A 24024-nucleotide genomic window follows, 5' to 3' on the forward strand; every position below is an offset into this window, starting at 1 on the left:
TCCCCTTGTGGGAGCGGGCTTGCTCGCAAGGCGGAGGGTCAGTCACTAAAAATGCCGACTGATCCACCGCCTTCGCGAGCAAGCCCGCTCCCACAAGGGGTTATATGCACGCCTCTGTTGCGCACAGCCACAAAAAAGCCCCGACTCGCAAGAGCCGGGGCTTTTTGTTGGTGCGCTACAACGGTTTAGACGTTGAACACATCATCCACGCTTTTGAGCGGGTAGTTTTTCGGATACGGCAGGGTAGCCACACCTGTCTCGATGGCGGCCTTGGCCACGGCATCGGAGATCAAGGTGATCAGGCGCTTATCCATTGGTTTCGGAATGATGTACTCACGGCCGAATTCCAGCTTGGCGCCACCGTAGGCGTCGCACACATCCTGAGGTACTGGCAGCTTGGCCAGCTCACGCAGGGCATTGGCGGCAGCCACTTTCATCTCTTCGTTGATGCGCTTGGCGCGAACGTCCAGGGCACCACGGAAGATGAACGGGAAGCCCAGTACGTTGTTGACCTGGTTCGGGTAGTCCGAACGGCCAGTGGCCATGATCACGTCGTTACGGGTGGCGTGTGCCAGTTCCGGGGCGATTTCCGGATCAGGGTTCGAGCAAGCGAACACGATCGGGTTGGCCGCCATGGACTTCAGGCCTTCAGCGCTCAGCAGGTTCGGGCCGGACAGGCCGACGAACACGTCAGCACCGTCGAGGGCGTCAGCCAGGGTGCGCTTGGAGGACGGATGGGCAAACATCGCCTTGTACTGGTTCAGGTCGGTACGCTCGGACTGGATCACGCCCTTGCTGTCGACCATGTAGATGTTTTCAAGGCGGGCGCCCATGCTCACGATCAGCTTCATGCAGGAGATGGCGGCAGCACCCGCGCCCAGGCAGACGATCTTCGCGTCAGACAGGGTTTTGCCAGCGATTTCCAGGGCGTTGATCATGCCGGCCGCGGTAACGATCGCGGTACCGTGCTGGTCATCGTGGAAAACCGGGATGTCGCACTGTTCGATCAGGGCCTTTTCGATCTCGAAGCACTCAGGTGCCTTGATGTCTTCCAGGTTGATGCCACCGAAGGTGATGGAGATGCGCTTGACCGTGTCGATGAAGGCCTGTGGGCTTTCGGAATCAACTTCGATGTCGAATACATCGATGCCGGCAAAGCGCTTGAACAGTACGCCCTTGCCTTCCATCACTGGCTTGGAGGCCAGTGGGCCGAGGTTACCCAGGCCGAGAATCGCGGTGCCATCAGAAATCACTGCAACCAGATTGCCCTTGCCGGTGTATTTGTAGGCCAGCTCGGGATCGCGGGCGATTTCACGCACGGGCTCGGCTACACCGGGGCTGTACGCCAGCGACAGGTCGCGTGCGGTAGCAGTGGCTTTGGTGAGCTCGACACTCAGCTTTCCTGGACGAGGATGGGCATGATATTCGAGAGCGGCAGTTTTCAAATCAGACATATCGGCATTCCGCTTTTTACTGTTGGACGACGGATCGCCGAGGATACTCGCCTCGCAAAGTCCCCACAAGACTGAGCAGTCACAGGTGTCAAGGGCCCTACCCTACGACTTTCGGCCAAGAGCCACGGGATACAAGGCCTACAACTGTTCACAATCGATATAAAAAATGTCTACAATTTTTTCTTATTGCGTCAATTGCAGCATGCCGGGATCCGTTATTGGCAAAAGCCAGCGTGCCTGGCCACTTTTCAGGCCGCCACGTCGGGAGCGGTCCAGCACCCAGCCCCGGGCCTCGATATCCTGGCCCTGAAGGCGCTTGAGCAGAGCGCTATCGAATTGTCCGACAAGATTGGGTGCAACCCGTAATACCAGGGAGTCCTGCAATTCGATCCAGATCCCGCCACGATTGCGTTCGACCTTGCTTACGCGGCCGCTGACCACGGCAAAGCCCGACTGCTTGATTTGCGAGGCTTTTTGCACGGGCGACTGGCGCCACAGGCCCAACCTCGCCGCGCGCGCACTGCGCTCGGCCGCTTGCTGGCAGGCAACCAGATCGACATTGGGCGCCACCGCCACCAGGAACCCGAGCCCCTCGGCAAGCAGTTGGGCCTCCAGGTTTGCGCCGTTGGCCCCATAAAGATGGGCCAGCGTTCGCCCATAACGATCCTTGCCCTCGCGGCCCGCTACCACCCCGACCCGACCGCCACTGGCATCTACCAGGGCTTGCAGGCGTTGACGTGCAGCCACGGCGAATGGCTCGTCAGGGCGGCCTTTCTTGCCGGTTTCAGGGGCATTGACGCCGATCATCCGCACACTGCGACCATCCTTGAGACGCACAGTGTCGCCATCGACCACGCGCTGTACCTCAAAGGTGCCGAGCGTAGTCGGCGCGGGGCAAAACACCTCGGCCTGGGCGGCCGACAGCCAAATCGCAGGCACAAAAAAGGCGCCCGCAAGGGACGCCTTTTTCATTAGCAGGTAAAAGCCCATCAGGCTCTTGAACCTTACTCTGCAGCTGGAGCTTTCTTGCCGAAAGCACCGAAACGGTCGGCGAAGCGCTGTACACGGCCGCCAGTATCCAGAGTCTTCTGCTTACCGGTGTAGAACGGGTGGCACTCGTTGCATACGTCAGTACCCAGTGGCTTGCACAGGTTCGAACGGGTTTCGAACTTGTTGCCGCAGCTGCAAGTAACTTGGATGGTTTCGTACGCTGGATGGATATCGGCTTTCATGGTGTCTTCCTCAGGCTAGCGTGCCGCCACTCGACACTATTGTCGAATACCGCACGTAATTAGGCCGCGGATTCTACCAGAGCTTTTTAAACGCGCAAGCGCCGCCATGCACCCTTTCATCAGAAAAGCCCGGCATGCCACGCCATCTTGTACCCGCCGGGTTGCTCCCACACAGGACACTTGCACCGCCGGTCTGCTAGGCTCGCGCCCTTCTTCACCGCCCGCCATATGAGAACCTCCCGCGTGCCCGACGCCATTTTGCGCCTCGCCCTGCCCTCGCCCCTGCGCCGCCTGTTCGACTACCGGGCGCCGGCGGGCGTAGTGCGGGCGCAGTTGCAGCCGGGGATGCGCGTGCGCGTGCCGTTCGGCCGACGGGAGATGATCGGGATCCTGATCGAAGTCGCGGACCACAGCGAAGTGCCGGCAGAAAAGCTCAAGCCGGCCCTGGCCATCCTCGATGCCACGCCACCGCTGCCGGCTTCTTTGTTCAAGTTGTGCCTGTGGACCTCCCAGTATTATCAGCACAGCCTGGGCGACACCTTGAGCTGGGCGCTACCGGTACTGTTGCGCCAGGGCGAGTTGGCCGAGACCCGCCAGGAGCGCTTCTGGTCGATAACCCCCGGCGCCCGCCTGGATGACCCACGCATCGCCCGTGCGCCGCGCCAGCGCGAAGCCCTGGCCACCTTGGCCCAGCATCCCCACGGCGTCGCTCATCAGTTGTTGAGCAAGCTGATGTTGAGTAAAGACAGCCTGGATCTGCTGCTGGCCAAGGACCTGGTGCAGGTGGAAATCCGCCGCCACGCCCCCGGCGAGCGTCACGAACACTGGCTGGCCCAACCGGAGTTGCCGCTGAACCCGGAACAGCGCGCCGCCTTTGAGGCGATCAGCGCCGGCGCCGACAGCTTCCATGCGTTCCTGCTGGCCGGCGTCACCGGCAGCGGCAAGACCGAAGTCTATTTGCAGTTGATCCGCGAAACCCTGGAAGCCGGTAAACAGGCGCTGGTGCTGATCCCCGAGATCAACCTCGGGCCGCAGACCCTGGCGCGCTTCGAGCAACGCTTCAACGCGCGGATCGCCCTGGTGCACTCGGCCGTCAACGACCGCGAGCGTCTGGAATCCTGGCTCGCCGCCCGGGACGGCGAGGCCGACATTATTATCGGCACCCGCTCGGCGCTGTTCACGCCGATGAAAAACCCCGGCCTGATCATCATCGATGAAGAACACGACGGCTCTTATAAACAGCAGGAAGGCCTGCGCTACCACGCCCGCGACCTGGCCCTGGTCCGCGCCCGCCAGGAAAACATCCCGATTGTGCTGGGCTCGGCCACCCCGTCCCTGGAAAGCCTGCACAACGCTTACACCGGGCGCTACGGCCTGTTGCGCCTCAATGAGCGGGCGGGCGGCGCCAAGCAGCCGCGTTTCCTGCGCCTGGATGTAAAAAGTCGCCCGCTGGACAGCGGCATTTCCGGGCCGATGCAGCAAGCCATCGGCCAGACCCTGGCGGCCGGCCAGCAGGTATTGGTGTTTCTCAACCGCCGAGGCTTTGCGCCGACGCTGTTGTGCCACGACTGCGGCTGGATGTCCGAATGCAACCGCTGCGACGCGCGAATGACCGTACACCAACGCTCCGGCGAACTGCGTTGCCACCACTGCGGCCATGTGGAACGTGTGCCGCGCCATTGCCCGCAATGCGGCAAAGTCGACCTGCGGCCGGTGGGCGCAGGCACCGAACGCGCCGAGGAACGCTTGGGGATTCTATTCCCGGACTTCCCGGTACTGCGGGTGGACCGCGACAGTACGTCGCGCAAAGATGCAATGAACCAGCTGTTCGCCACCATCCAGAAAGGCCAGCCGTGCATCCTGGTCGGCACGCAGATGCTTGCCAAAGGGCATCACTTTCCACGCGTCACCCTGGTCTCGATCCTGGATGCCGACGGTGGGCTGTTCTCCGGAGACTTCCGCGCCAGCGAGCGCATGGCGCAGTTGATCGTGCAGGTCGCAGGCCGCGCCGGGCGTGCCGAAGAGCCCGGCAAAGTGATCATCCAGACCCACTTGGCGGACCACCCGCTACTGATTCAACTGACAGAACAAGGTTATTTCGCCTTCGCCGAGCAGGCGTTGAGCGAACGTCGCTCCGCAGGCTTGCCACCCTTTGCGCACCTGGCATTGCTGCGCGCAGAGGCCCATAAACCGGGGCAGGCCGAAGGTTTCCTGGATGAAGCGTGCAGCGCAGCTGAACGTTTGCTCGCTGAACTGGGTCTGAGCGGCATCGAGTTACTGGGCCCTGTGCCAGCACCGATGGAGCGCCGCGCCGGCCGTTATCGCGCGCAGCTACTGTTGCAAGCCACGGCCCGCGCGCCGCTGCACCGGCTATTAAGTAGCTGGTTGCTTGCTCTGGAGCAAATGCCCAGTGGGCGGCAGGTGCGATGGTCGTTGGATGTTGATCCGGTAGATTTGTACTGATAGATAAATCGCTATCGCAGGCAATCCAGCCCCCACATTTTGAATTGTGAACAGCGTAAATGTGGGAGCGGGCTTGCCCGCGATGAGGCCCGCAGGTCCGTCAACCGGTCTGAATGGTTGGCAAGCCCGCCCTCGCACCGGATAATGTCCAGTTTTTCCACCTGCGCATTGCGCGCCGCCGCTTGCGGTCGAAAGAGAACACCATGAAAGACACCATTCGCCAGTTGATCCAACAAGCCCTCACCCAACTCGTCAACGAAGGCGTGTTGCCTGAAGGCCTGACGCCGGCGATCCAGGTGGAAAACTCCCGAGACAAGACCCACGGCGACTTCGCCAGCAACATCGCGATGATGCTGGCGAAGCCTGCGGGCATGAAACCGCGCGACCTCGCGGAAAAAATCATTGCCGCACTGCCGGCCGACCCACAGGTGAGCAAGGCCGAAATCGCCGGCCCCGGCTTTATCAATATTTTCCAGAATACCCAAGCCCTGGCCTCGCGCCTGGACGCAGCCCTGGCTGACGCCAAAATAGGTGTGCGCAAGGCCGGCCCGGTACAGCGTGTGGCCATCGACCTGTCGGCGCCCAACCTGGCCAAGGAAATGCACGTCGGCCACCTGCGCTCGACCATCATTGGCGACGGCGTGGCGCGGGTCCTGGAGTTTCTCGGCGACACCGTGATCCGCCAGAACCACGTGGGCGACTGGGGCACTCAGTTCGGCATGCTGATGGCGTACCTGCAAGAGAACCCCATCACCAGCAACGAACTGTCGGACCTGGAAAACTTCTACCGCGCCGCGAAAAAGCGCTTTGACGAATCCGAAGAGTTCGCCAACCGCGCCCGCGGCCTGGTGGTCAAGCTGCAGGCCGGCGACCAGGAGTGCCTGGAGCTGTGGGCACGTTTCCGCGATATTTCCCTGTCCCACTGCCAGAAAATCTACGAGCTGCTGAACGTCAAGCTGACCATGGCCGACGTCATGGGCGAAAGTGCCTACAACGACGACCTGATCAACGTGGTCAACGACCTCAAGGCCAAGGGCCTGCTGGTTGAAAGCAACGGCGCCCAGTGCGTGTTCCTCGACGAATTCAAGACCGCCGACGGCGAGCCGCTGCCGGTGATCATCGTCAAGGCCGACGGCGGCTATCTGTATGCCACCACCGACCTCGCGGCCGTACGCTACCGCAGCGGTGTACTCAAGGCCGATCGTGCCCTGTACTTCGTCGACCAGCGTCAGGCCCTGCACTTCCAGCAGGTGTTCGAAGTGGCGCGCCGCGCCGGTTTCGTCACCCACCCGATGCACATGGAACACATGGGCTTCGGCACCATGAACGGCGCCGATGGCCGTCCGTTCAAGACCCGCGACGGCGGCACCGTGAAGCTGATCGACCTGCTGAACGAAGCCCAGGAGCGTGCCTACAACCTGGTGAAGGAAAAAAACCCGGAGCTGGCCGAAGCCGACCTGCGTAACATCGCCCGGGTGGTAGGGATTGGCGCGGTGAAATACGCCGACCTGTCCAAGCACCGCACCAGCGACTACAGCTTCAACTTCGAACTGATGCTCAACTTCGAAGGCAACACCGCGCCGTACCTGCTGTATGCCTACACCCGTGTGGCCGGTGTATTCCGCAAACTGGGCAAGGATTTCAGCGAGGTCGACGGCCAGATCATCCTGCAAGCGCCTCACGAGCAGGAACTGGCCGCCAAGCTCGCGCAGTTCGGCGAAGTGCTCAACAGCGTCGGCGAGAAAGGCACGCCACACATTCTGTGCACCTACCTGTATGAAGTCGCCGGGTTGTTCTCCAGCTTCTACGAGAACTGCCCGATCCTGAGTGCCGACGACGAAACGCAAAAGCAAAGCCGCCTGCGCCTCGCCGCACTGGCTGGACGGACCCTCAAGCAAGGCCTGGAACTGTTGGGCCTGGAAACTCTGGAGCGCATGTAAGTTGGCAGCCAAGAAAAAACCTGCACCCAAGCGCGGCGCCAGCCGCTACCAGGCTCCGGCTAAACAACCGATCCCGGGCTGGATGTGGCTGGCCATCGGCCTGTCGGTCGGTGCGTTTATCGTGTTCCTGATGAAACTGGAGCCGGGCCAGGGCGAGGACGTCAAGCGGGTCAAGCAGGAGCAGCAGAAGGCCAGCAAGATCGCCGAGGCGAACAAGACGCCGCCAAGCCCGACCGCGCCTGTGAAGCCTAAGTACGACTTCTACACGCTGCTGCCGGAATCGGAAGTGATCGTGCCGCAAGACGCCGTGCCGGAGAAAACCCTGCCGACGCCGCAAGTACCGACCACGCCGGTCACTCCGGCGGAAGCCGCGAAAATCGACACGGCACGGGCCCAGGCCGCGCTGGCCGGGATTACCCCGCCGCCCGCGCCACCGGTTGCCACTACCAAGGCGGCGCCGGTGACCAAGTTCTTCCTGCAAGCGGGCTCGTTCCCCAAGCAGGCGGATGCCGATCGGGTGCGTGCGCAGATCATCCTGCTGGGGCAGACCGTGACGGTGGAGTCCGGGACGGTGAAGGAGGCGACCTGGTACCGCGTATTGGTCGGGCCGTTCAGCAACCGTGAGCAGCTGACCGTGGCGCAGAAACAACTGGCGGGCGCTGGTTTTAGCAACCTGTTGTTACAACAACGCCAGAGCCGCTGATTCACAGCCAACACGGATCAAATGTGGGAGCTGGCTTGCCTGCGATAGCGGTGTATCAGTCAATATTCTCAGTGACTGGTGCACCGCTATCGCAGGCAAGCCAGCTCCCACATTTGGTTTTGTGGCGTTTTCACCACTCATCCGCAGACCCGTCCTACGGTTGAAATCTCCCCCGCCACCCCCATATGAGTTCCATCAGGGCATTTTCGCCCCGCAGCGTGGAGACTCTCCCCTTGACCACCATCGTTTCAGTTCGTCGCCACGGCAAAGTCGTCATGGGCGGCGACGGCCAGGTTTCCCTTGGCAATACCGTGATGAAAGGCAACGCCAAAAAAGTGCGCCGCCTGTACCACGGCCAGGTCCTTGCTGGTTTTGCAGGGGCCACCGCTGACGCCTTTACCCTGTTCGAACGCTTTGAAGGCCAGCTGGAAAAGCACCAGGGCCATCTGGTTCGCGCCGCTGTCGAGCTGGCCAAGGAGTGGCGCACCGACCGCTCCCTCAGCCGCCTCGAAGCCATGCTCGCCGTCGCCAACAAAGACGCGTCCCTGATCATCACCGGCAACGGTGACGTAGTGGAGCCTGAGAACGGCCTGATCGCCATGGGTTCCGGCGGCGGCTACGCCCAGGCCGCAGCCAGCGCACTGTTGAAGAAAACCGACCTGTCGGCCCGGGAAATCGTCGAGACCGCCCTGGGTATCGCCGGCGATATCTGCGTGTTCACCAACCACAACCTGACCATTGAGGAGCAGGACCTCGCGGAATAAGCCGTCGGCTTTTTCCTGCTTGAGGACCACACACCACTATGTCCATGACTCCCCGCGAAATCGTCCACGAACTCAATCGCCATATCATCGGCCAGGACGATGCCAAGCGCGCCGTTGCCATCGCCCTGCGTAACCGCTGGCGCCGGATGCAACTGCCCGAAGAATTGCGCGTTGAAGTAACCCCCAAGAACATCCTGATGATCGGCCCGACCGGTGTCGGCAAGACCGAAATCGCCCGGCGCCTGGCCAAGCTGGCCAACGCGCCGTTCATCAAGGTCGAAGCGACCAAGTTCACCGAAGTCGGCTATGTAGGCCGTGACGTCGAGTCGATCATTCGTGACCTGGCCGATGCCGCCCTGAAGCTGCTGCGCGAACAGGAAATGACCAAGGTCAGCCATCGCGCCGAAGATGCTGCCGAAGAGCGCATCCTCGACGCCCTGCTGCCACCGGCACGCGCGGGCTTCAATGAAGACGCAGCACCGGCCCAGGACTCCAACACGCGCCAGCTGTTTCGCAAGCGCCTGCGTGAAGGCCAGTTGGACGACAAGGAGATCGAGATCGAAGTCGCCGAGCACGCTGGCGTCGACATCTCCGCTCCGCCTGGCATGGAAGAAATGACCAGCCAGTTGCAGAACCTGTTTGCCAACATGGGCAAGGGCAAGAAGAAAAGCCGCAAGCTCAAGGTCAAGGACGCGCTCAAGCTGGTGCGTGACGAAGAAGCCGGACGCCTGGTCAACGAGGAAGAGCTCAAGGCCAAGGCCCTGGAAGCAGTCGAGCAGCACGGCATCGTGTTTATCGACGAGATCGACAAGGTGGCCAAGCGCGGCAACTCCGGCGGCGTCGATGTGTCCCGCGAAGGCGTGCAGCGCGACCTGCTGCCGCTGATCGAAGGCTGCACGGTGAACACCAAGCTGGGCATGGTCAAGACCGACCACATCCTGTTCATTGCCTCCGGTGCGTTCCACCTGAGCAAGCCAAGCGACCTGGTGCCGGAGCTGCAAGGCCGCCTGCCGATTCGCGTGGAGCTCAAGGCGCTGACCCCGGGCGACTTCGAACGCATCCTCAGCGAACCGCACGCTTCGCTGACCGAGCAATACCGCGAGTTGCTGAAAACCGAAGGCCTGGGCATCGAGTTCCTGCCGGACGGTATCAAGCGCCTGGCGGAGATTGCCTGGCAGGTCAACGAAAAGACCGAGAACATCGGTGCCCGTCGCCTGCATACCTTGCTTGAGCGCCTGCTGGAGGAAGTGTCCTTCAGCGCCGGCGACATGGCGGGCGCGCAGAACGGCGAGACCATCAAGATCGACGCCGACTACGTCAACAGCCACCTGGGCGAATTGGCGCAGAACGAAGACTTGTCTCGTTATATCCTGTAAGCCTCACACAGGAACCGCTCTGCTTTAATGTGGGAGCGGGCTTGCTCGCGAATGCGGTGGGTCAGTTTATGCAACTGTGACTGACCCACCACATTCGCGAGCAAGCCCGCTCCCACATTTTAAAGCCGGTTCCTTCAGGATCATCCATGAGCGGTTCCCCCAATGTCTAAAATGCCCACCGCCATCAACCTGCACAAAGCCTCCAAGACCCTCTCGCTAACCTACGGGCCGGACGAGGTCTATCACCTGAGCGCTGAACTGCTACGGGTGCACTCTCCCTCCGCCGAAGTCCAGGGCCACGGCAATCCGATCCTGCAATACGGCAAGCTCAATGTCGGTCTGATCAAGATCGAAACCGCCGGGCAATATGCACTGAAATTGACCTTCGACGACGGTCATGACAGCGGACTGTTCACCTGGGACTACCTCTACCAACTCGCCGTACGTCAGGACGCGCTGTGGGCCGATTATCTTGCCGAGCTCAAGGCCGCCGGAAAAACCCGCGATCCGAGTCAGTCGGTTGTCAAGCTGATGCTCTAGCTCAGGCTTCCTGCTCATTAGTAAGCATTTTCTAATTTCCTCTGCTTGAATGCTCTGTCGTGTGACCAACGATTGGTCCGCTTGCGAAAAAAATTAAACTCGGGTAACCAATGAGATTGGCAAGTTCCCTGCATTTGACGATGCGGTATCAACGGTCACCCGAGCAGCAGTACCAGGCTTGAGTTGTGCATCGAATAAGTGGGTGCACAGCGGTACCCGGTACTCGTCTTTCGGACAATGGAGCGTCGTAGATGAGTAACAAGAATAACGATGACTTGAAACGCCAGGCCTCGGAAAACACCCTGGGGCTGAACCCGATCATCGCGTTACGCAAAAAGGATTTATTGGCTTCTGCGCGGATGGTGCTGACCCAGGCCATCAAGCAACCACTGCATAGCGTCAAGCACGTCGCCCACTTTGGCGTCGAATTGAAGAATGTGGTATTCGGCAAATCCGAGCTTGCCCCTGAAAGCGATGACCGTCGCTTCAACGACCCGGCCTGGAGCCAGAACCCGCTTTACAAACGCTACCTGCAAACCTATCTGGCCTGGCGCAAGGAGCTGCACGACTGGATCGGTGACAGCAACCTGTCGGAACAGGACATCAGCCGCGGGCACTTCGTCATCAACCTGATGACCGAGGCCATGGCGCCGACCAACAGCGCCGCCAACCCGGCCGCCGTCAAACGTTTCTTCGAAACCGGTGGCAAGAGCCTGCTCGATGGCCTCTCGCACCTGGCCAAGGACCTGGTCCACAACGGCGGCATGCCGAGCCAGGTCAATATGGGTGCCTTTGAAGTGGGCAAGAGCCTGGGCACCAGCGAGGGTGCGGTGGTGTTTCGCAACGACGTGCTGGAACTGATCCAGTACAAGCCGATCACCGAACAGGTCCACGAACGCCCGCTGCTGGTGGTCCCCCCGCAGATCAACAAGTTTTATGTATTCGACCTGAGCCCGGAGAAGAGCCTGGCGCGTTTCTGCCTGCGCAACAACCAGCAGACCTTTATTGTCAGTTGGCGCAACCCCACCAAGGCCCAGCGCGAATGGGGCCTGTCGACCTATATCGAGGCGCTGAAAGAGGCGGTCGATGTGGTGACCGCCATTACCGGCAGCAAGGACATCAACATGCTCGGCGCCTGTTCGGGCGGCATCACCTGCACTGCGCTGCTGGGCCACTATGCGGCGCTGGGCGAGAAGAAGGTCAACGCCCTGACCTTGCTGGTAAGCGTGCTGGACACCACCCTCGACACCCAGGTGGCACTGTTCGTCGACGAGCAGACCCTGGAAGCAGCCAAGCGCCACTCCTATCAGGCCGGAGTACTGGAAGGCCGGGACATGGCCAAGGTCTTCGCCTGGATGCGCCCCAATGACCTGATCTGGAATTACTGGGTCAACAACTACCTGCTGGGCAACGAGCCGCCGGTGTTCGACATCCTGTTCTGGAACAACGACACCACGCGCTTGCCAGCGGCTTTCCACGGCGACCTGATCGAGCTGTTCAAGAACAACCCGCTGGTGCGCGCAGGCGCCCTGGAAGTGTGCGGCACACCGATCGACCTCAAGCAGGTGACGGCAGATATCTACTCCCTGGCAGGCACCAACGACCACATCACACCGTGGCAGTCCTGCTACAAGTCGGCGCAACTGTTTGGCGGCAAGGTCGAGTTCGTGCTGTCCAGCAGCGGGCATATCCAGAGCATCCTCAACCCGCCCGGCAACCCGAAGGCGCGCTACCAGACCAGCGAGAGCATGGGCGAGAAGGCCTTGGACTGGCAGGAAAATGCCACCAAGCATACCGACTCATGGTGGCTGCACTGGCAGGGCTGGATGGGGGAGCGCTCGGGCAAGCTGAAGAAAGCACCTACGAGCTTGGGCAACAAGACTTACGCATCCGCAGAGGCTGCGCCGGGTACATACGTTCACGAAAGATAACGCACACACTTTTTTATGATTGAAATGGAATCAAATGTGGGAGCTGGCTTGCCTGCGATAGCGGTGGGTCAGCCAACACATGTACTGACTGACCCACCGCTATCACAGGCAAGCCAGCTCCTACATTGACCGCATTCCAGCTGTAACACTTCACAGGGCTAGAGCATGCCGCAACCGTTCATCTTCCGTACCATCGACCTGGATGGCCAGACCATCCGCACGGCGGTACGACCGGGCAAGTCTCACTTGACGCCGCTGCTGATTTTCAACGGCATCGGCGCCAACCTTGAGCTGGTGTTTCCGTTCGTCCAGGCCCTGGACCCGGACCTGGAAGTGATTGCCTTTGACGTGCCGGGTGTCGGTGGTTCCTCGACGCCCAGCCGGCCCTATCGTTTTCCCGGCCTGGCCAAACTCACCGCGCGCATGCTCGATTACCTGGATTATGGCCAGGTCAATGCCGTGGGAGTTTCCTGGGGCGGCGCCCTGGCGCAGCAGTTTGCCTACGACTACCCGGAGCGCTGCAAGAAGTTGATCCTGGCCGCCACCGCTGCCGGTGCCTTCATGGTACCGGGCAAGCCAAAAGTGTTGTGGCTGATGGCCAGCCCCCGGCGCTACATCCAACCGTCCCACGTGGTGCGTATCGCGCCAATGATTTATGGCGGCTCGTTCCGCCGGGATTCGAAGCTGGCCGCCGAACACGCGAGCAAAGTGCGCTCGGCGGGCAAGCTGGGTTACTACTGGCAACTGTTCGCCGGGCTTGGCTGGACCAGCATTCATTGGCTGCACAAGATCAAGCAGCCGACCCTGGTGCTGGCCGGTGACGACGACCCGCTGATCCCGCTGGTCAACATGCGCATGCTGGCCTGGCGTATTCCCAACGCCCAGTTGCATATCATCGACGATGGCCACCTGTTCCTGATCACCCGGGCCGAGGCGGTCGCGCCGATCATCATGAAGTTTCTCCAGGAAGAACGCTTGCGCGCGGTGATCCATCCGCAGCCGGCCCCCTATAGCAACACCTGAGCGGTACCGGGTCAGGACGACCCCTACGCGCAACTTGGCCAGAACCGACTATGGTTCTGAACTTGTGTGCTTGCTTGTGAATTGACGAAGGAGTGTTGGCTCATGCGTGACAGACCCGTGAAGATCCCGGCACCGACCCCCGCCGCGTTCATCAATGCACAAAGTGCAATCACCGGCCTGCGCGGCCGGGACCTGCTGTCGACCCTGCGCAGCGTCGCCGCCCATGGGCTGCGCAACCCGCTGCACAGCGCCCGCCATGCCCTGGCGCTGGGCGGGCAACTGGGGCGGGTGCTGCTGGGTGAGACCGTGCATGAACCCAACCCCCGCGACAGCCGCTTCGCCGACCCCACGTGGAAACTCAACCCGCTGTACCGACGCAGCCTGCAAGCCTATTTGAGCTGGCAGAAACAGACCAAGCACTGGATTGACGACAGCAACCTGAGCGACGACGACCGCGCCCGTGCGCACTTTGCCTTCTCGTTGCTCAACGATGCGGTGTCACCGTCCAATACCTTGCTCAACCCGCTGGCGATCAAGGAGCTGCTCAATTCCGGCGGCAACAGCGTGGTGCGCGGTGTGAGCAACCTGTTCGACGACCTGCTGCACAACAATGGCCTGCCGCGCCAGGTCACCAAGCAAGCCTTCGAAGTCGGTAAGACCGTCGCCACCACGCCCGGTTCGGTGGTGTTTCGCAATGAACTGCTGGAGCTGATCCAGTACAAGCCCATGAGCGAAAAACAGTACGCCAAGCCGCTGCTGGTGGTGCCGCCACAAATCAACAAGTACTACATTTTCGATTTGAGCCCGGCCAACAGTTTTGTGCAGTACGCCCTGAAGAACGGCCTGCAAGTGTTTATGGTCAGCTGGCGCAACCCGGACGTGCGTCATCGCGAGTGGGGCCTGTCCACCTATGTGGCGGCGCTGGAAGAAGCGCTGAATATCTGCCGGGCGATTACCGGCGCCCGCGAAGTGAACCTGATGGGCGCCTGCGCTGGCGGCCTGACCATCGCCGCCCTGCAAGGCCATCTGCAAGCCAAGCGCCAGCAACGCCGCGTGGCCAGTGCCACTTACCTGGTGAGCCTGCTGGACAGCCAGATCGACAGCCCCGCCATGCTGTTTGCCGACGAACAGACCCTGGAGGCAGCCAAGCGCCGCTCCTACCAACAAGGGGTGCTGGATGGCCGGGACATGGCCAAGGTCTTCGCCTGGATGCGCCCCAATGACCTGATCTGGAACTACTGGATCAACAACTACCTGCTGGGCAAGGAGCCTCCGGCGTTCGACATCCTGTACTGGAACAATGACAACACCCGTTTGCCGGCGGCCTTGCACGGCGATCTGCTGGACTTCTTCAAGCACAACCCCCTGAGCCATCCCGGCGGCCTGGAGGTGTGCGGCACCCCCATCGACCTGCAGAAAGTCACGGTCGACAGCTTCAGCGTGGCCGGGATCAACGATCACATCACGCCGTGGGACGCGGTCTACCGCTCGACTTTGCTGCTGGGCGGCGACAAACGCTTCGTACTGTCCAACAGCGGGCATATCCAGAGCATCCTCAACCCGCCGGGCAACCCCAAGGCCAATTTCGTCGAAAACCTCAAGCTGAGCAGCGACCCCCGCGCCTGGTACTACGACGCCAGCCACGTCGAGGGCAGTTGGTGGCCGCAGTGGCTTGCGTGGATCCAGCAACGCTCCGGGGTGCAGCGCGAGACCCTGACAGCCCTGGGCAACCAGAACTACCCACCGATGGAGGCGGCGCCCGGCACCTATGTGCGGGTTCGCTGACACCCTGGCTCATTGACCACTAAGAAGACTGGATGAAAACCCGCGACCGTATCCTTGAATGTGCCCTGCAGTTGTTCAACCACAAGGGCGAGCCGAATGTTTCAACCATGGAGGTGGCCAATGAAATGGGGATCAGCCCCGGCAACCTCTATTACCACTTCCACGGCAAGGAGCCGCTGGTGCTGGGGCTGTTCGAGCGTTTCCAGGGGGAGCTGGCACCGCTGCTCGACCCACCGGCAAATGTGCAGTTGGCGCCGGAGGATTACTGGCTGTTCCTGCACCTGATCGTCGAGCGCATGGCGCACTATCGGTTCCTGTTCCAGGACCTGTCGAACCTGGCCGGACGCCTGCCAAAGCTGGCCAAGGGGATTCGTCACCTGCTGACTGCGCTCAAGCGCACACTGGCTTCGCTGTTGGCCAGGCTCAAGGCCGAGGGGCAGTTGGTCAGCGATACCCAGGCGTTGGGGCAATTGGTGGAGCAGATCACCATGACCCTGCTGTTTTCCCTGGATTACCAGCGGATTCTTGATCGCGAGGCTGAGGTGCGGGTGGCGGTGTATCAAGTGATGATGCTGGTGGCGCCGCACTTGCTGATGCCGGCGCGATTGGCGACCGAGCGTTTTGCACTGCGCTACCTGGACGACACAGACTAAAAATGTGGGAGCGGGCTGTTCTCAAGCCCCAATAAAATGCCCGACCGTTGAAGGCCGGGCATTTTTGTGTCCCGAACAGATCAGGACTGACTGGATGGCGTCGGGGTTGCCGGCGTTACAGTCGAGGTTGCTGCGGCGGACGTCGGCGCGGTGGCCGAGTTGGTCGCGGCTATAGGGGTTGCAGGCTTGGCCGCTACCGCTGGCTTTGGCGCTGCTGGCTTCTTGGCTACGGCAGGTTTCTTCGCCGCTGGCTTTGCAGCCGGCTTGGCTACCGCAGGTTTGACTGCTGGCTTTGCGGCGGCCGGTTTGGCAGCTGGTTTGGCTGCAACTGGCTTGGCAGCCGGTTTGGCGGCAGCCGTTTTGGCCGCTGGCTTGGCCGCAGGTTTCGCTGCTGGCTTGGCCGCAGGTTTGGCTACCGCTTTGGCCGCTACAGGCTTCTTAGCTGCTGGTTTGGCTGCTGCGGTTTTCGCCGCTGGCTTGGCAACTGCCTTGGCCGCAGGTTTAGCTGCAGGTTTGGCAGCGGCCTTGACCAGAGGCTTGGCCACGGTTTTCGCCGCAGGTTTGGCAGCAGCCGTCTTCGCCGCCGGCTTGGCAGCCGGTTTTGCAGCTGCTTTCACTGGGGCAACTTTAGCGCCGGTCAGTTTTTCGATTTGCTTGGTCAGGGTATCGACCTTGCTGTGCAGTGCCTTCACTTCAGTACGGCTAGGCACGCCCAGTCGCGAAATGGCACTGTTGAGGCGCTTGTCGAGTGCGCCTTCAAGCTCACCCCAAGTTCCCAACACCTGCTTCTTCGCATCACTGATGCGCGAACCGGCAGTTGCCTTGGCCGCAGTAACTTGTTTACCCACTGTGCTCTTGGTCAACTTCTCGGCCTTCTCGCCGTCTTTAACCAAAGTCTCGAAGAGTTTGCTGCCGTCACTGTCGATCTTCGAGTACACGCCTAAACCAGCCAGCCAGATCTTGCGGGAGTATTCTTCAACTTTCCCGACCCAAGAGCTGCCTTCTTTCTGAGTAGTCTTTTTAACAGCCATCCGATGTCTCCTTAGTGTTTACGCGCGACACGTTCGAGCAATGCCGTTAGCTCATCGAGCTTAGCAGAGAGTGTCTCCACGTCATGTTTAGACGCAATGCCGATTCGATTCAAGGCACTTGCAACACGCGCGTCAAAAGCCTTCTCGACTTTATCCAGTTGAACTTCGACGCGACCCTTGACGCTGGAGACATTGCTCTTAACGTAATCAATCTGACTGTTGGCAGCATCAAGTTGTTCATTCACAACTTTTTTACCTTTACTTTCAACATGTTGACCAGTCTTCACAAGATCCTTGAAGTACTCGCTGCCTTCACTGCCGACCTTCGCGTAAGCCCCCAAACCCGCCAACCAGATCTTGCGAGCATAGGTTTTAACGTCGCTCAGGGCGCTGATTTGGGTGTCGATTTTTTTCTTCAAAATAACTTTGGCCATGGTGCACCTCACGCATAAAAGGGTGGAGGAACTGCCCACAGGAGTTGAGGGCTGAGTACAAAGTAGGGAGAAAAATTAGAATCGGCACCCTAAGAACTGCGCAATCGACCTGCATTCGATGCGGCGCGCGGTCGCAGATCAGGCCAGCGCCTTATCCAGGGCCTTCTCGATTTCGGACTTGATGGTGCCACTCATGGCGGACATCAACAGGCCCAGTTCCACCTCGATCCTTAAAGAGTCCTCGGCCACTTTCAATGTGCCTTTGACGCCGGAGCGCTTGAGGTTCAGCGTATCGCCGGACCACGACGGTTCCAGGCCATATTGTTCCTTGAGTTTATGTGCCAACTTCTCGGCTTTCGCCCTGGCAGCTTCCTTACCCAGTGCGTGGGCACGTTCAATCTGTATGCGGGCCATTTGAATGACTCCTCGTTATAGAGACGTATTGAGCACCCTGCTCACCCGCCATGCGGCAAAAGGTCTCGGCGGCCACCTATCTTACCTTCAGCCTTGCCAAGACAAAGCATGCCTTGGGGATTAGAATGTCCCGCATTCTCTTTTGGTGACAGCGATATGACTGATCAGCGCAAAGGCAGCGATGCCGAACCCACCACTCACTTCGGCTTCAAGAACGTCCCGGAAAGCCAGAAAGCGGAAAAAGTCGCTGAGGTGTTCCACTCCGTGGCCGCCAAGTACGACTTGATGAACGACGTGCTGTCGGGCGGCATGCACCGCCTGTGGAAGCGTTTCACCATCGAATTGTCCGGCGTACGCAGCGGCAACCGCGTGCTGGATATCGCCGGTGGCACGGGCGACCTGGCGGCCAAGTTCTCCAAGCTGGTTGGCCCCACCGGCCAGGTGGTATTGGCCGACATCAACGGCTCGATGCTCAAGGTCGGTCGCGACCGCCTGCTGGACAAGGGCGTGGCGGGCAACATTGAGTTCGTCCAGGCCGACGCTGAAAAACTGCCGTTCCCGGACAACCATTTCGACTGCGTGACCATTGCCTTTGGCCTGCGCAACGTGACCCACAAGGAAGATGCGCTGCGTTCGATGCTGCGCGTGCTCAAGCCTGGCGGTCGCCTGCTGGTGCTGGAGTTCTCCAAACCGACCAACGCGCTGATGTCCAAGGTCTACGACACTTACTCGTTCGCCTTCATGCCGTTGATGGGCAAGCTGATCACCAATGACGCCGAGAGCTATCGCTACCTGGCCGAATCGATCCGCATGCACCCCAACCAGGAAACCCTGAAGTCGATGATGGTAGAGGCCGGTTTCGACCGCGTGACCTACCACAACATGACCTCCGGCATCGTTGCCCTCCACCGCGGCATCAAGCCCTGATGTTGCTCTCGGGCCTTCTCGCCAGCGTCGAACACGGCCTCAACCGTGTCCTTCGCCTGGACAGCACCGCCCTGGCGCGGCTGGCGCACCTGAACGGCAAGATCATTGCCGTCGATTGCACCAGCCCGGCCTTGCAGCTGTTTATCCTGCCCAGCGATGAAGGCCTTATGCTGGCAGCGCACTGGGCTGCCGAGGCCGACTGTACCCTGCGCGCGCCGGCGTCCAGCCTGCTGCGCCTGGCCTTGAGCCGGGACAAGACCGCGATCCTGCACGGTCCGGACGTCACCCTTGAAGGCGACAGCGCGGTGCTGATGGACCTGGCCGCCGTGCTGCAAGACCTGGAGCTGGACTGGGAGTACGAGCTGTCCCGCTGGCTCGGCCCGGTGGCCACCCAGTTGATCAGCGGCCACCTGCGCAGCCGCTCGCGCTGGTACCAGCAGGGTTTCGCCAGCCTCAACCAGAACCTCGCCGAATACCTGAGCGAAGAGTCGCGCACCCTCGTCGGACAACGGGAAGCCGAAGCGCGCTTTCGTGAACTCGACCAGGCCAAACTTGACCTGGAACGGCTTGAGGCGCGCTTCGAGCGCCTGAGCCGCTCCCTTGATCCAAGCGATAACGCATGAAGCTGCTCGCCGTCCGCCGTCTGTTTCGCATCCAACGCGTCGTCATCCGCTACCGCCTCGATGACCTGCTGTTCGCCCTGCCGCTGCCGTGGTTTCTGCTGGCTGTGCGTTATGTGCTGCCGTGGCGCTGGTTCCCGCGCAAAACCCTGGACCTGAGCCGTGGCGCGCGCCTGCGCCTGGCCTTGCAGGACCTGGGGCCGATCTTCATCAAGTTCGGGCAGATCCTGTCCACTCGCCGCGATTTGCTGCCCGAAGACATCGCCGACGAGCTGATGTTGCTGCAGGACCGCGTACCGCCGTTCGACTCCCAGCAGTCGATGAAGCTGATCGAAGAGCAGTTGGGCAAGAAAATCAGCGACGTGTTCAGCCGTTTCGATGTCGAACCCCTGGCCTCGGCCTCGGTCGCCCAGGTGCACGCCGCCCAGCTGAAAACCGGCGAAGAAGTAGTGGTGAAGGTGATCCGCCCCGGCCTCAAGCCGATCATCGGCCAGGACCTCGCGTGGCTGTTCATCCTCGCCCGCGCCGCCGAGCGTTTCTCTGCCGATGCGCGCCTGCTGCACCCGGTGGATGTGGTCGCCGACTACGAAAAAACCATCTACGACGAACTCGACCTGTTGCGCGAGGCGGCCAACGCCAGCCAGCTCAAGCGCAACTTCGAGGGTTCGCCGCTGCTGTACGTGCCGCAAGTCTATTGGGACTGGTGCCGGCCCAAAGTGCTGGTGATGGAGCGTATCTACGGGGTGCAGGTCACGGACCTGGCAACCCTGGCCGACCAGCGCACCGACATGAAGATGCTGGCCGAGCGCGGTGTGGAGATTTTCTTCACCCAAGTGTTTCGCGACAGCTTCTTCCATGCCGATATGCACCCCGGCAACATCTTCGTCAGCACGGTGAACCCGTGGAGCCCGCAATACATCGCGATCGACTGCGGCATCGTCGGCAGCCTCACGCCCGAGGACCAGGACTACCTGGCGCGCAACCTGTTTGCCTTTTTCAAGCGTGATTACCGCCGCGTGGCGCAGTTGCACATCGATTCGGGCTGGGTGCCGGCCGAAACCAAACTCAACGAATTCGAGGCGGCGATCCGCACCGTGTGCGAGCCGATCTTCGAAAAACCGTTAAAAGATATTTCCTTCGGCCAGGTGCTGATGCGCCTGTTCCAGACTGCGCGACGCTTCAATATGGAAGTGCAGCCGCAGTTGGTGCTATTGCAGAAGACCCTGCTCAATATCGAAGGCCTGGGCCGCCAGTTGTACCCGGACCTGGACCTGTGGAACACCGCGCAGCCGTTCCTCGAACGCTGGATGCGCGAACGCGTCAGCCCGAAAACCCTGCTGGGCAACCTGCAAAGCCAGGTCGAGCAACTGCCGCACCTGGCCAACATGACCCGCGACCTGCTGGAGCGCATGTCCCAGCCCCACGCCAAGGACCCGGCGCCGCCGTGGCACCGGCGCAAGGACGACTGGTTCCTGCGCCTGCTCGGCGCGGCGCACCTGGGCGGTGGCGCGGTACTCGCGGCCGGTGGGCCATTGACCGACCTGGGTTACTGGCCAGCGGGCATCATGGTCGCCGTGGGCCTTTATCTGGTCGTGCGTCGATAGCCCGCGCGGTTATACACTGTTGCACATCGCCGGAGCGGCTAGCGCACGGTTGTCGGAGTCGAAGATGAAAGACTGGCTGGACGAGATCAAATGGGACAGCGACGGCCTGGTGCCGGCCATTGCCCAGGACCACAAGACCGGGCGCATCCTGATGATGGCCTGGATGAACCGCGAAGCCTTGAGCCTGACTGCCGCTGAGCAGCGTGCCATTTACTGGTCACGTTCCCGTGGCAAACTGTGGCGCAAGGGCGAAGAGTCCGGGCATGTGCAAAAACTGCATGAAATGCGCCTGGACTGCGACGCTGATGTGATCGTGCTGATGGTCGAGCAGATCGGCGACATCGCCTGCCATACCGGCCGTCACAGCTGCTTCTACCGCGTGTTCGAGAACGGCGCATGGAAAACCGTCGAGCCGGTGCTCAAAGACCCGCACGCTATTTACTCGGCAGGACATTGAACATGAGCGATACCCTGAACCGCGTGGCCCAGGTGCTGGAGGACCGCAAAGGTGCGGACGCCGACAGCTCTTATGTCGCCAGCCTGTACCACAAGGGCCTGAACAAGATTCTGGAAAAACTCGGCGAAGAATCCGTCGAGACGATCATCGCCGCCAAGGATGCGCAAATCAGCGGCGATTACAGCGATGTAATCTATGAAACCGCCGACTTGTGGTTCCATAGCCTGGTCATGCTCGCCCAACTGGGGCAGCACCCACAGGCCGTACTGGATGAACTGGACCGTCGCTTCGGCTTGTCCGGGCACGCCGAAAAGGCCTCGCGCCCGTCCGCCTGAATAACTTTTTGACTTGAGGAAGTGCAGCATGGGCATTTTTGACTGGAAACACTGGGTTGTTATTCTCGTCGTGGTCGTACTGGTGTTCGGCACCAAGAAACTGAAAAACCTGGGCACTGACGTCGGCGAATCCATCAAGGGTTTTCGCAAGGCCATGAACGACGACGAAAAACCGGCCGACACCGCCAACCCGGTGCCACCGGCGCAGCCTGTACACCCGCAGGCCGCACAGCCGATCACTGAACGTCGCACCTTCGACGTACAGGCCGAGAAAGTCGAAGAGCCGTCCCGCAAAGACTCGTGAGCACTGACTAATGTTTGGTATCAGCTTCTCTGAACTGCTGCTCGTCGGCCTCGTCGCCTTGCTGGTGCTGGGCCCCGAACGCCTGCCTGGCGCGGCACGCACGGCCGGCCTGTGGGTCGGGCGCCTGAAACGCAGTTTCAACGCCATCAAGCAGGAAGTTGAACGGGAAATCGGCGCCGACGAAATCCGCCGGCAGTTGCACAACGAACACATTCTGTCCCTGGAGCAGGAAGCGCGAAAAATCCTCTCGCCCCAGCAACAGGCGCCGAGACCCGTTGAGCCGGTGGCCGAACAGAGCATTGCGCCAGTGGTTGAACCCGCAGCGCCCGCCGCACCCTCGACAGAACCGGCACCGGCGCCCACCGCGTCGCCCGCTCCCCACGATCCTACATTGCCGCCGCGAGCCCCATGAGCGCTGATAAACCGGAAAACGACCAGCATATGCCGCTGGTCTCGCACCTCACCGAGTTGCGCACCCGCCTGCTGCGGTGTGTCGCGGCGATCTTCGTCATCTTCGCCGGGTTGTTTGCCTTCACCCAGCAGATCTACACCTTCGTCTCCACGCCGCTGCGCGAGTACCTGCCGGTAGGCGCGACGATGATCGCCACCGACGTGTCCTCGCCGTTCCTCACGCCGCTCAAGCTGACGATGATGGTTTCGCTGTTTTTGGCGATCCCGGTGATCCTGCACCAGATCTGGGGCTTTATCGCGCCAGGCCTGTACAAGCATGAAAAACGCATCGCCGTGCCGCTGCTGGTGTCGAGCATCATGCTGTTCTACACCGGCATGGCGTTCGCCTACTTCCTGGTGTTCCCACTGATCTTCAAGTTCTTCGCCGCCGCCACCCCGGCCGGCGTGGAGATGATGACCGACATCACCAGTTACCTCGACTTCGTGATGACGCTGTTCTTCGCCTTTGGCGTGGCCTTCGAGATTCCGGTGGCCGTGGTGCTGCTGGTATGGATCGGCGTGGTCGACGTCAAATACCTGCGCAAGATCCGCCCGTACGTGATCATCGGCTGCTTTGTGGTCGGCATGATCCTGACTCCGCCGGACATCTTCTCGCAAACCCTGCTGGCCGTGCCGATGTGGATGCTGTTTGAAGTGGGCATCCTGTTTGGCAGCCTGGTGAGCAAGCGTGGCGAGCACCCGGATGATCAACCCGCCGACGACGATCAGCCACCAGCGACGCAACCGTGAACCTGCTGCTACTGGAAGAGGCCGACTTTATCGCGGCCGACCGGGTGATCCTGCGTGACCGGCGCCTGGTGCACATGCAGGAAGTCCATCGCGCGGTGGTCGGCGACAGCCTGCGCGTCGGGTGCATTGGCGGGCTGATGGGCAATGCCCAGTTGCTGCGCCTGGACGCGGGCGAGGCAGAGCTGCAAATCACCCTCGACCAGCCGCCACCGGTAAAACTGCCGCTGACCCTGCTGCTGGCCCTACCGCGCCCGAAAATGCTGCGCCGGGTATTGCAGACCGTAGCGTCCATGGGCGTACCGCGGGTAGTGCTGGTCAACAGCTACAGGGTTGAAAAAAGCTTCTGGCAGACTCCGTTCCTGGAACCTGAAGCGGTTCGCGAACAACTGATCCTCGGCCTGGAACAGGCGCGCGATACCGTGCTGCCCGAAATCATCATCGAAAAACGCTTCAAGCCCTTCGTCGAAGACCGCCTGCCCGCCCTGGCCCAGGGCACCCTTGGCCTGGTCGGGCATCCCGGCGATTACCCGCCCTGCCCACGCGGCCTCGATGAGCCGGTGACCCTGGCCATCGGCCCCGAGGGTGGCTGGATTCCCTACGAAGTGGACTTGCTGGCCAAGGCCGGCTTGCAGCCGGTGCAACTGGGCGCGCGGATCCTGCGGGTAGAAACCGCCGTCACCGCCCTGCTGGCCCGCCTCTTCTGACCAAACTGAGATCTCCTGTAGGAGCGAGCTTGCTCGCGAAAAACTTGAGAGCGACGCGTTCATTTAGCACGCACCCGTTATCGTTGACGACTTTCGCGAGCAAGTTCGCGCCTACAGAATCGTATTGACG

Annotated in this window: 25 protein-coding genes; 19 read left to right on the forward strand and 6 right to left on the reverse strand. The window is 61.1% G+C overall.

What is annotated here, in order from left to right:
• Positions 1 to 185 precede the first annotated feature (185 nt).
• From KL786_RS10810 to rpmE, 3 genes are all read right to left on the reverse strand, one after another.
• Complete coding sequence (locus tag KL786_RS10810; RefSeq protein ID WP_032862217.1) at positions 186 to 1454, reverse strand: malic enzyme-like NAD(P)-binding protein; 1269 nt, start codon at positions 1452 to 1454, stop codon at positions 186 to 188.
• 183 nt (positions 1455 to 1637) lie between these two features.
• Positions 1638 to 2444 (reverse strand): thermonuclease family protein, encoded by an 807-nt coding sequence (locus KL786_RS10815; protein ID WP_215517619.1) that lies wholly within the window; start codon positions 2442 to 2444, stop codon positions 1638 to 1640.
• Between the two features lie 14 nt (positions 2445 to 2458).
• The gene (gene rpmE, locus KL786_RS10820) at positions 2459 to 2686 is read right to left on the reverse strand and encodes a 50S ribosomal protein L31 (protein WP_169992051.1); all 228 of its coding nucleotides are present in this window, start codon (positions 2684 to 2686) and stop codon (positions 2459 to 2461) included.
• A gap of 243 nt (positions 2687 to 2929) precedes the next feature.
• Here rpmE and KL786_RS10825 point away from each other — a divergent pair, with 243 nt between their 5' ends.
• The 10 genes from KL786_RS10825 to KL786_RS10870 all read left to right on the forward strand — a co-directional run bounded on the left by KL786_RS10825 (position 2930) and on the right by KL786_RS10870 (position 15864).
• Complete coding sequence (locus tag KL786_RS10825; RefSeq protein ID WP_032862221.1) at positions 2930 to 5149, forward strand: primosomal protein N'; 2220 nt, start codon at positions 2930 to 2932, stop codon at positions 5147 to 5149.
• A 203-nt stretch (positions 5150 to 5352) separates the two neighbouring features.
• Positions 5353 to 7089 carry an arginine--tRNA ligase gene (gene argS / locus KL786_RS10830; protein WP_032862344.1) on the forward strand — a complete coding sequence of 579 codons (1737 nt, stop codon included), beginning with the start codon at positions 5353 to 5355 and terminating at the stop codon, positions 7087 to 7089.
• A gap of 1 nt (position 7090) precedes the next feature.
• Complete coding sequence (locus tag KL786_RS10835; RefSeq protein WP_029296044.1) at positions 7091 to 7792, forward strand: SPOR domain-containing protein; 702 nt, start codon at positions 7091 to 7093, stop codon at positions 7790 to 7792.
• 233 nt (positions 7793 to 8025) lie between these two features.
• A complete protein-coding gene (hslV, locus tag KL786_RS10840) occupies positions 8026 to 8556 on the forward strand; it encodes an ATP-dependent protease subunit HslV (protein ID WP_017738857.1) in 531 nt (176 codons plus the stop codon).
• Positions 8557 to 8594: 38 nt separating this feature from the next.
• On the forward strand, positions 8595 to 9932 hold the full coding sequence (gene hslU, locus KL786_RS10845; RefSeq protein ID WP_065944534.1) for an ATP-dependent protease ATPase subunit HslU: 1338 nt from the start codon (positions 8595 to 8597) through the stop codon (positions 9930 to 9932).
• A gap of 162 nt (positions 9933 to 10094) precedes the next feature.
• Positions 10095 to 10472 carry a gamma-butyrobetaine hydroxylase family protein gene (locus KL786_RS10850; protein WP_215517620.1) on the forward strand — a complete coding sequence of 126 codons (378 nt, stop codon included), beginning with the start codon at positions 10095 to 10097 and terminating at the stop codon, positions 10470 to 10472.
• Positions 10473 to 10723: 251 nt separating this feature from the next.
• On the forward strand, positions 10724 to 12403 hold the full coding sequence (phaC, locus tag KL786_RS10855) for a class II poly(R)-hydroxyalkanoic acid synthase (RefSeq protein WP_090292789.1): 1680 nt from the start codon (positions 10724 to 10726) through the stop codon (positions 12401 to 12403).
• Positions 12404 to 12568: 165 nt separating this feature from the next.
• Complete coding sequence (phaZ, locus tag KL786_RS10860) at positions 12569 to 13426, forward strand: poly(3-hydroxyalkanoate) depolymerase (protein WP_029296035.1); 858 nt, start codon at positions 12569 to 12571, stop codon at positions 13424 to 13426.
• Between the two features lie 102 nt (positions 13427 to 13528).
• A complete protein-coding gene (gene phaC, locus KL786_RS10865; protein WP_215517621.1) occupies positions 13529 to 15211 on the forward strand; it encodes a class II poly(R)-hydroxyalkanoic acid synthase in 1683 nt (560 codons plus the stop codon).
• Positions 15212 to 15243: 32 nt separating this feature from the next.
• Positions 15244 to 15864 carry a TetR/AcrR family transcriptional regulator gene (locus KL786_RS10870; protein WP_032862232.1) on the forward strand — a complete coding sequence of 207 codons (621 nt, stop codon included), beginning with the start codon at positions 15244 to 15246 and terminating at the stop codon, positions 15862 to 15864.
• Between the two features lie 80 nt (positions 15865 to 15944).
• Here KL786_RS10870 and KL786_RS10875 read toward each other — a convergent pair whose 3' ends face one another.
• The 3 genes from KL786_RS10875 to KL786_RS10885 form a co-directional block, all read right to left on the reverse strand.
• A complete protein-coding gene (locus KL786_RS10875) occupies positions 15945 to 16895 on the reverse strand; it encodes a phasin family protein (protein ID WP_215517622.1) in 951 nt (316 codons plus the stop codon).
• Between the two features lie 11 nt (positions 16896 to 16906).
• Positions 16907 to 17329: a phasin family protein gene (locus KL786_RS10880; protein ID WP_032862235.1), complete on the reverse strand. Its 423-nt coding sequence runs from the start codon at positions 17327 to 17329 to the stop codon at positions 16907 to 16909.
• Between the two features lie 138 nt (positions 17330 to 17467).
• Complete coding sequence (locus tag KL786_RS10885; protein ID WP_032862236.1) at positions 17468 to 17743, reverse strand: polyhydroxyalkanoic acid system family protein; 276 nt, start codon at positions 17741 to 17743, stop codon at positions 17468 to 17470.
• A 156-nt stretch (positions 17744 to 17899) separates the two neighbouring features.
• On the opposite strand from KL786_RS10885, the gene ubiE reads away from it, so the two are divergent.
• From ubiE to KL786_RS10930, 9 genes are all read left to right on the forward strand, one after another.
• Positions 17900 to 18670 carry a bifunctional demethylmenaquinone methyltransferase/2-methoxy-6-polyprenyl-1,4-benzoquinol methylase UbiE gene (ubiE, locus tag KL786_RS10890; RefSeq protein ID WP_215517623.1) on the forward strand — a complete coding sequence of 257 codons (771 nt, stop codon included), beginning with the start codon at positions 17900 to 17902 and terminating at the stop codon, positions 18668 to 18670.
• On the forward strand, positions 18670 to 19293 hold the full coding sequence (locus KL786_RS10895) for a ubiquinone biosynthesis accessory factor UbiJ (RefSeq protein WP_215517624.1): 624 nt from the start codon (positions 18670 to 18672) through the stop codon (positions 19291 to 19293). Before ubiE ends, KL786_RS10895 begins: the two co-directional genes overlap by 1 nt.
• Positions 19290 to 20894: a ubiquinone biosynthesis regulatory protein kinase UbiB gene (gene ubiB, locus KL786_RS10900; RefSeq protein ID WP_215517625.1), complete on the forward strand. Its 1605-nt coding sequence runs from the start codon at positions 19290 to 19292 to the stop codon at positions 20892 to 20894. Before KL786_RS10895 ends, ubiB begins: the two co-directional genes overlap by 4 nt.
• Before the next feature lie 64 nt (positions 20895 to 20958).
• Positions 20959 to 21351 carry a phosphoribosyl-AMP cyclohydrolase gene (gene hisI / locus KL786_RS10905; protein WP_029296001.1) on the forward strand — a complete coding sequence of 131 codons (393 nt, stop codon included), beginning with the start codon at positions 20959 to 20961 and terminating at the stop codon, positions 21349 to 21351.
• 2 nt (positions 21352 to 21353) lie between these two features.
• Positions 21354 to 21686, forward strand: coding sequence for a phosphoribosyl-ATP diphosphatase (locus KL786_RS10910; RefSeq protein WP_003187881.1), 333 nt, complete (start codon positions 21354 to 21356; stop codon positions 21684 to 21686).
• A gap of 28 nt (positions 21687 to 21714) precedes the next feature.
• A complete protein-coding gene (locus tag KL786_RS10915; RefSeq protein ID WP_032862239.1) occupies positions 21715 to 21990 on the forward strand; it encodes a twin-arginine translocase TatA/TatE family subunit in 276 nt (91 codons plus the stop codon).
• Positions 21991 to 22000: 10 nt separating this feature from the next.
• Positions 22001 to 22402 (forward strand): Sec-independent protein translocase protein TatB, encoded by a 402-nt coding sequence (gene tatB, locus KL786_RS10920; RefSeq protein WP_032862240.1) that lies wholly within the window; start codon positions 22001 to 22003, stop codon positions 22400 to 22402.
• A complete protein-coding gene (gene tatC, locus KL786_RS10925; protein WP_032862241.1) occupies positions 22399 to 23190 on the forward strand; it encodes a twin-arginine translocase subunit TatC in 792 nt (263 codons plus the stop codon). The genes tatB and tatC overlap by 4 nt, the downstream gene beginning before the upstream one ends.
• Entirely contained in the window at positions 23187 to 23894 is a 708-nt protein-coding gene (locus tag KL786_RS10930; protein WP_215517626.1) for a 16S rRNA (uracil(1498)-N(3))-methyltransferase, read from the forward strand. The genes tatC and KL786_RS10930 overlap by 4 nt, the downstream gene beginning before the upstream one ends.
• The last annotated feature ends 130 nt before the right edge of the window (positions 23895 to 24024 follow it).

The organism is Pseudomonas sp. TAE6080, from assembly GCF_018732265.1.
In the GTDB taxonomy this organism is placed as follows: domain Bacteria; phylum Pseudomonadota; class Gammaproteobacteria; order Pseudomonadales; family Pseudomonadaceae; genus Aquipseudomonas; species Aquipseudomonas brenneri.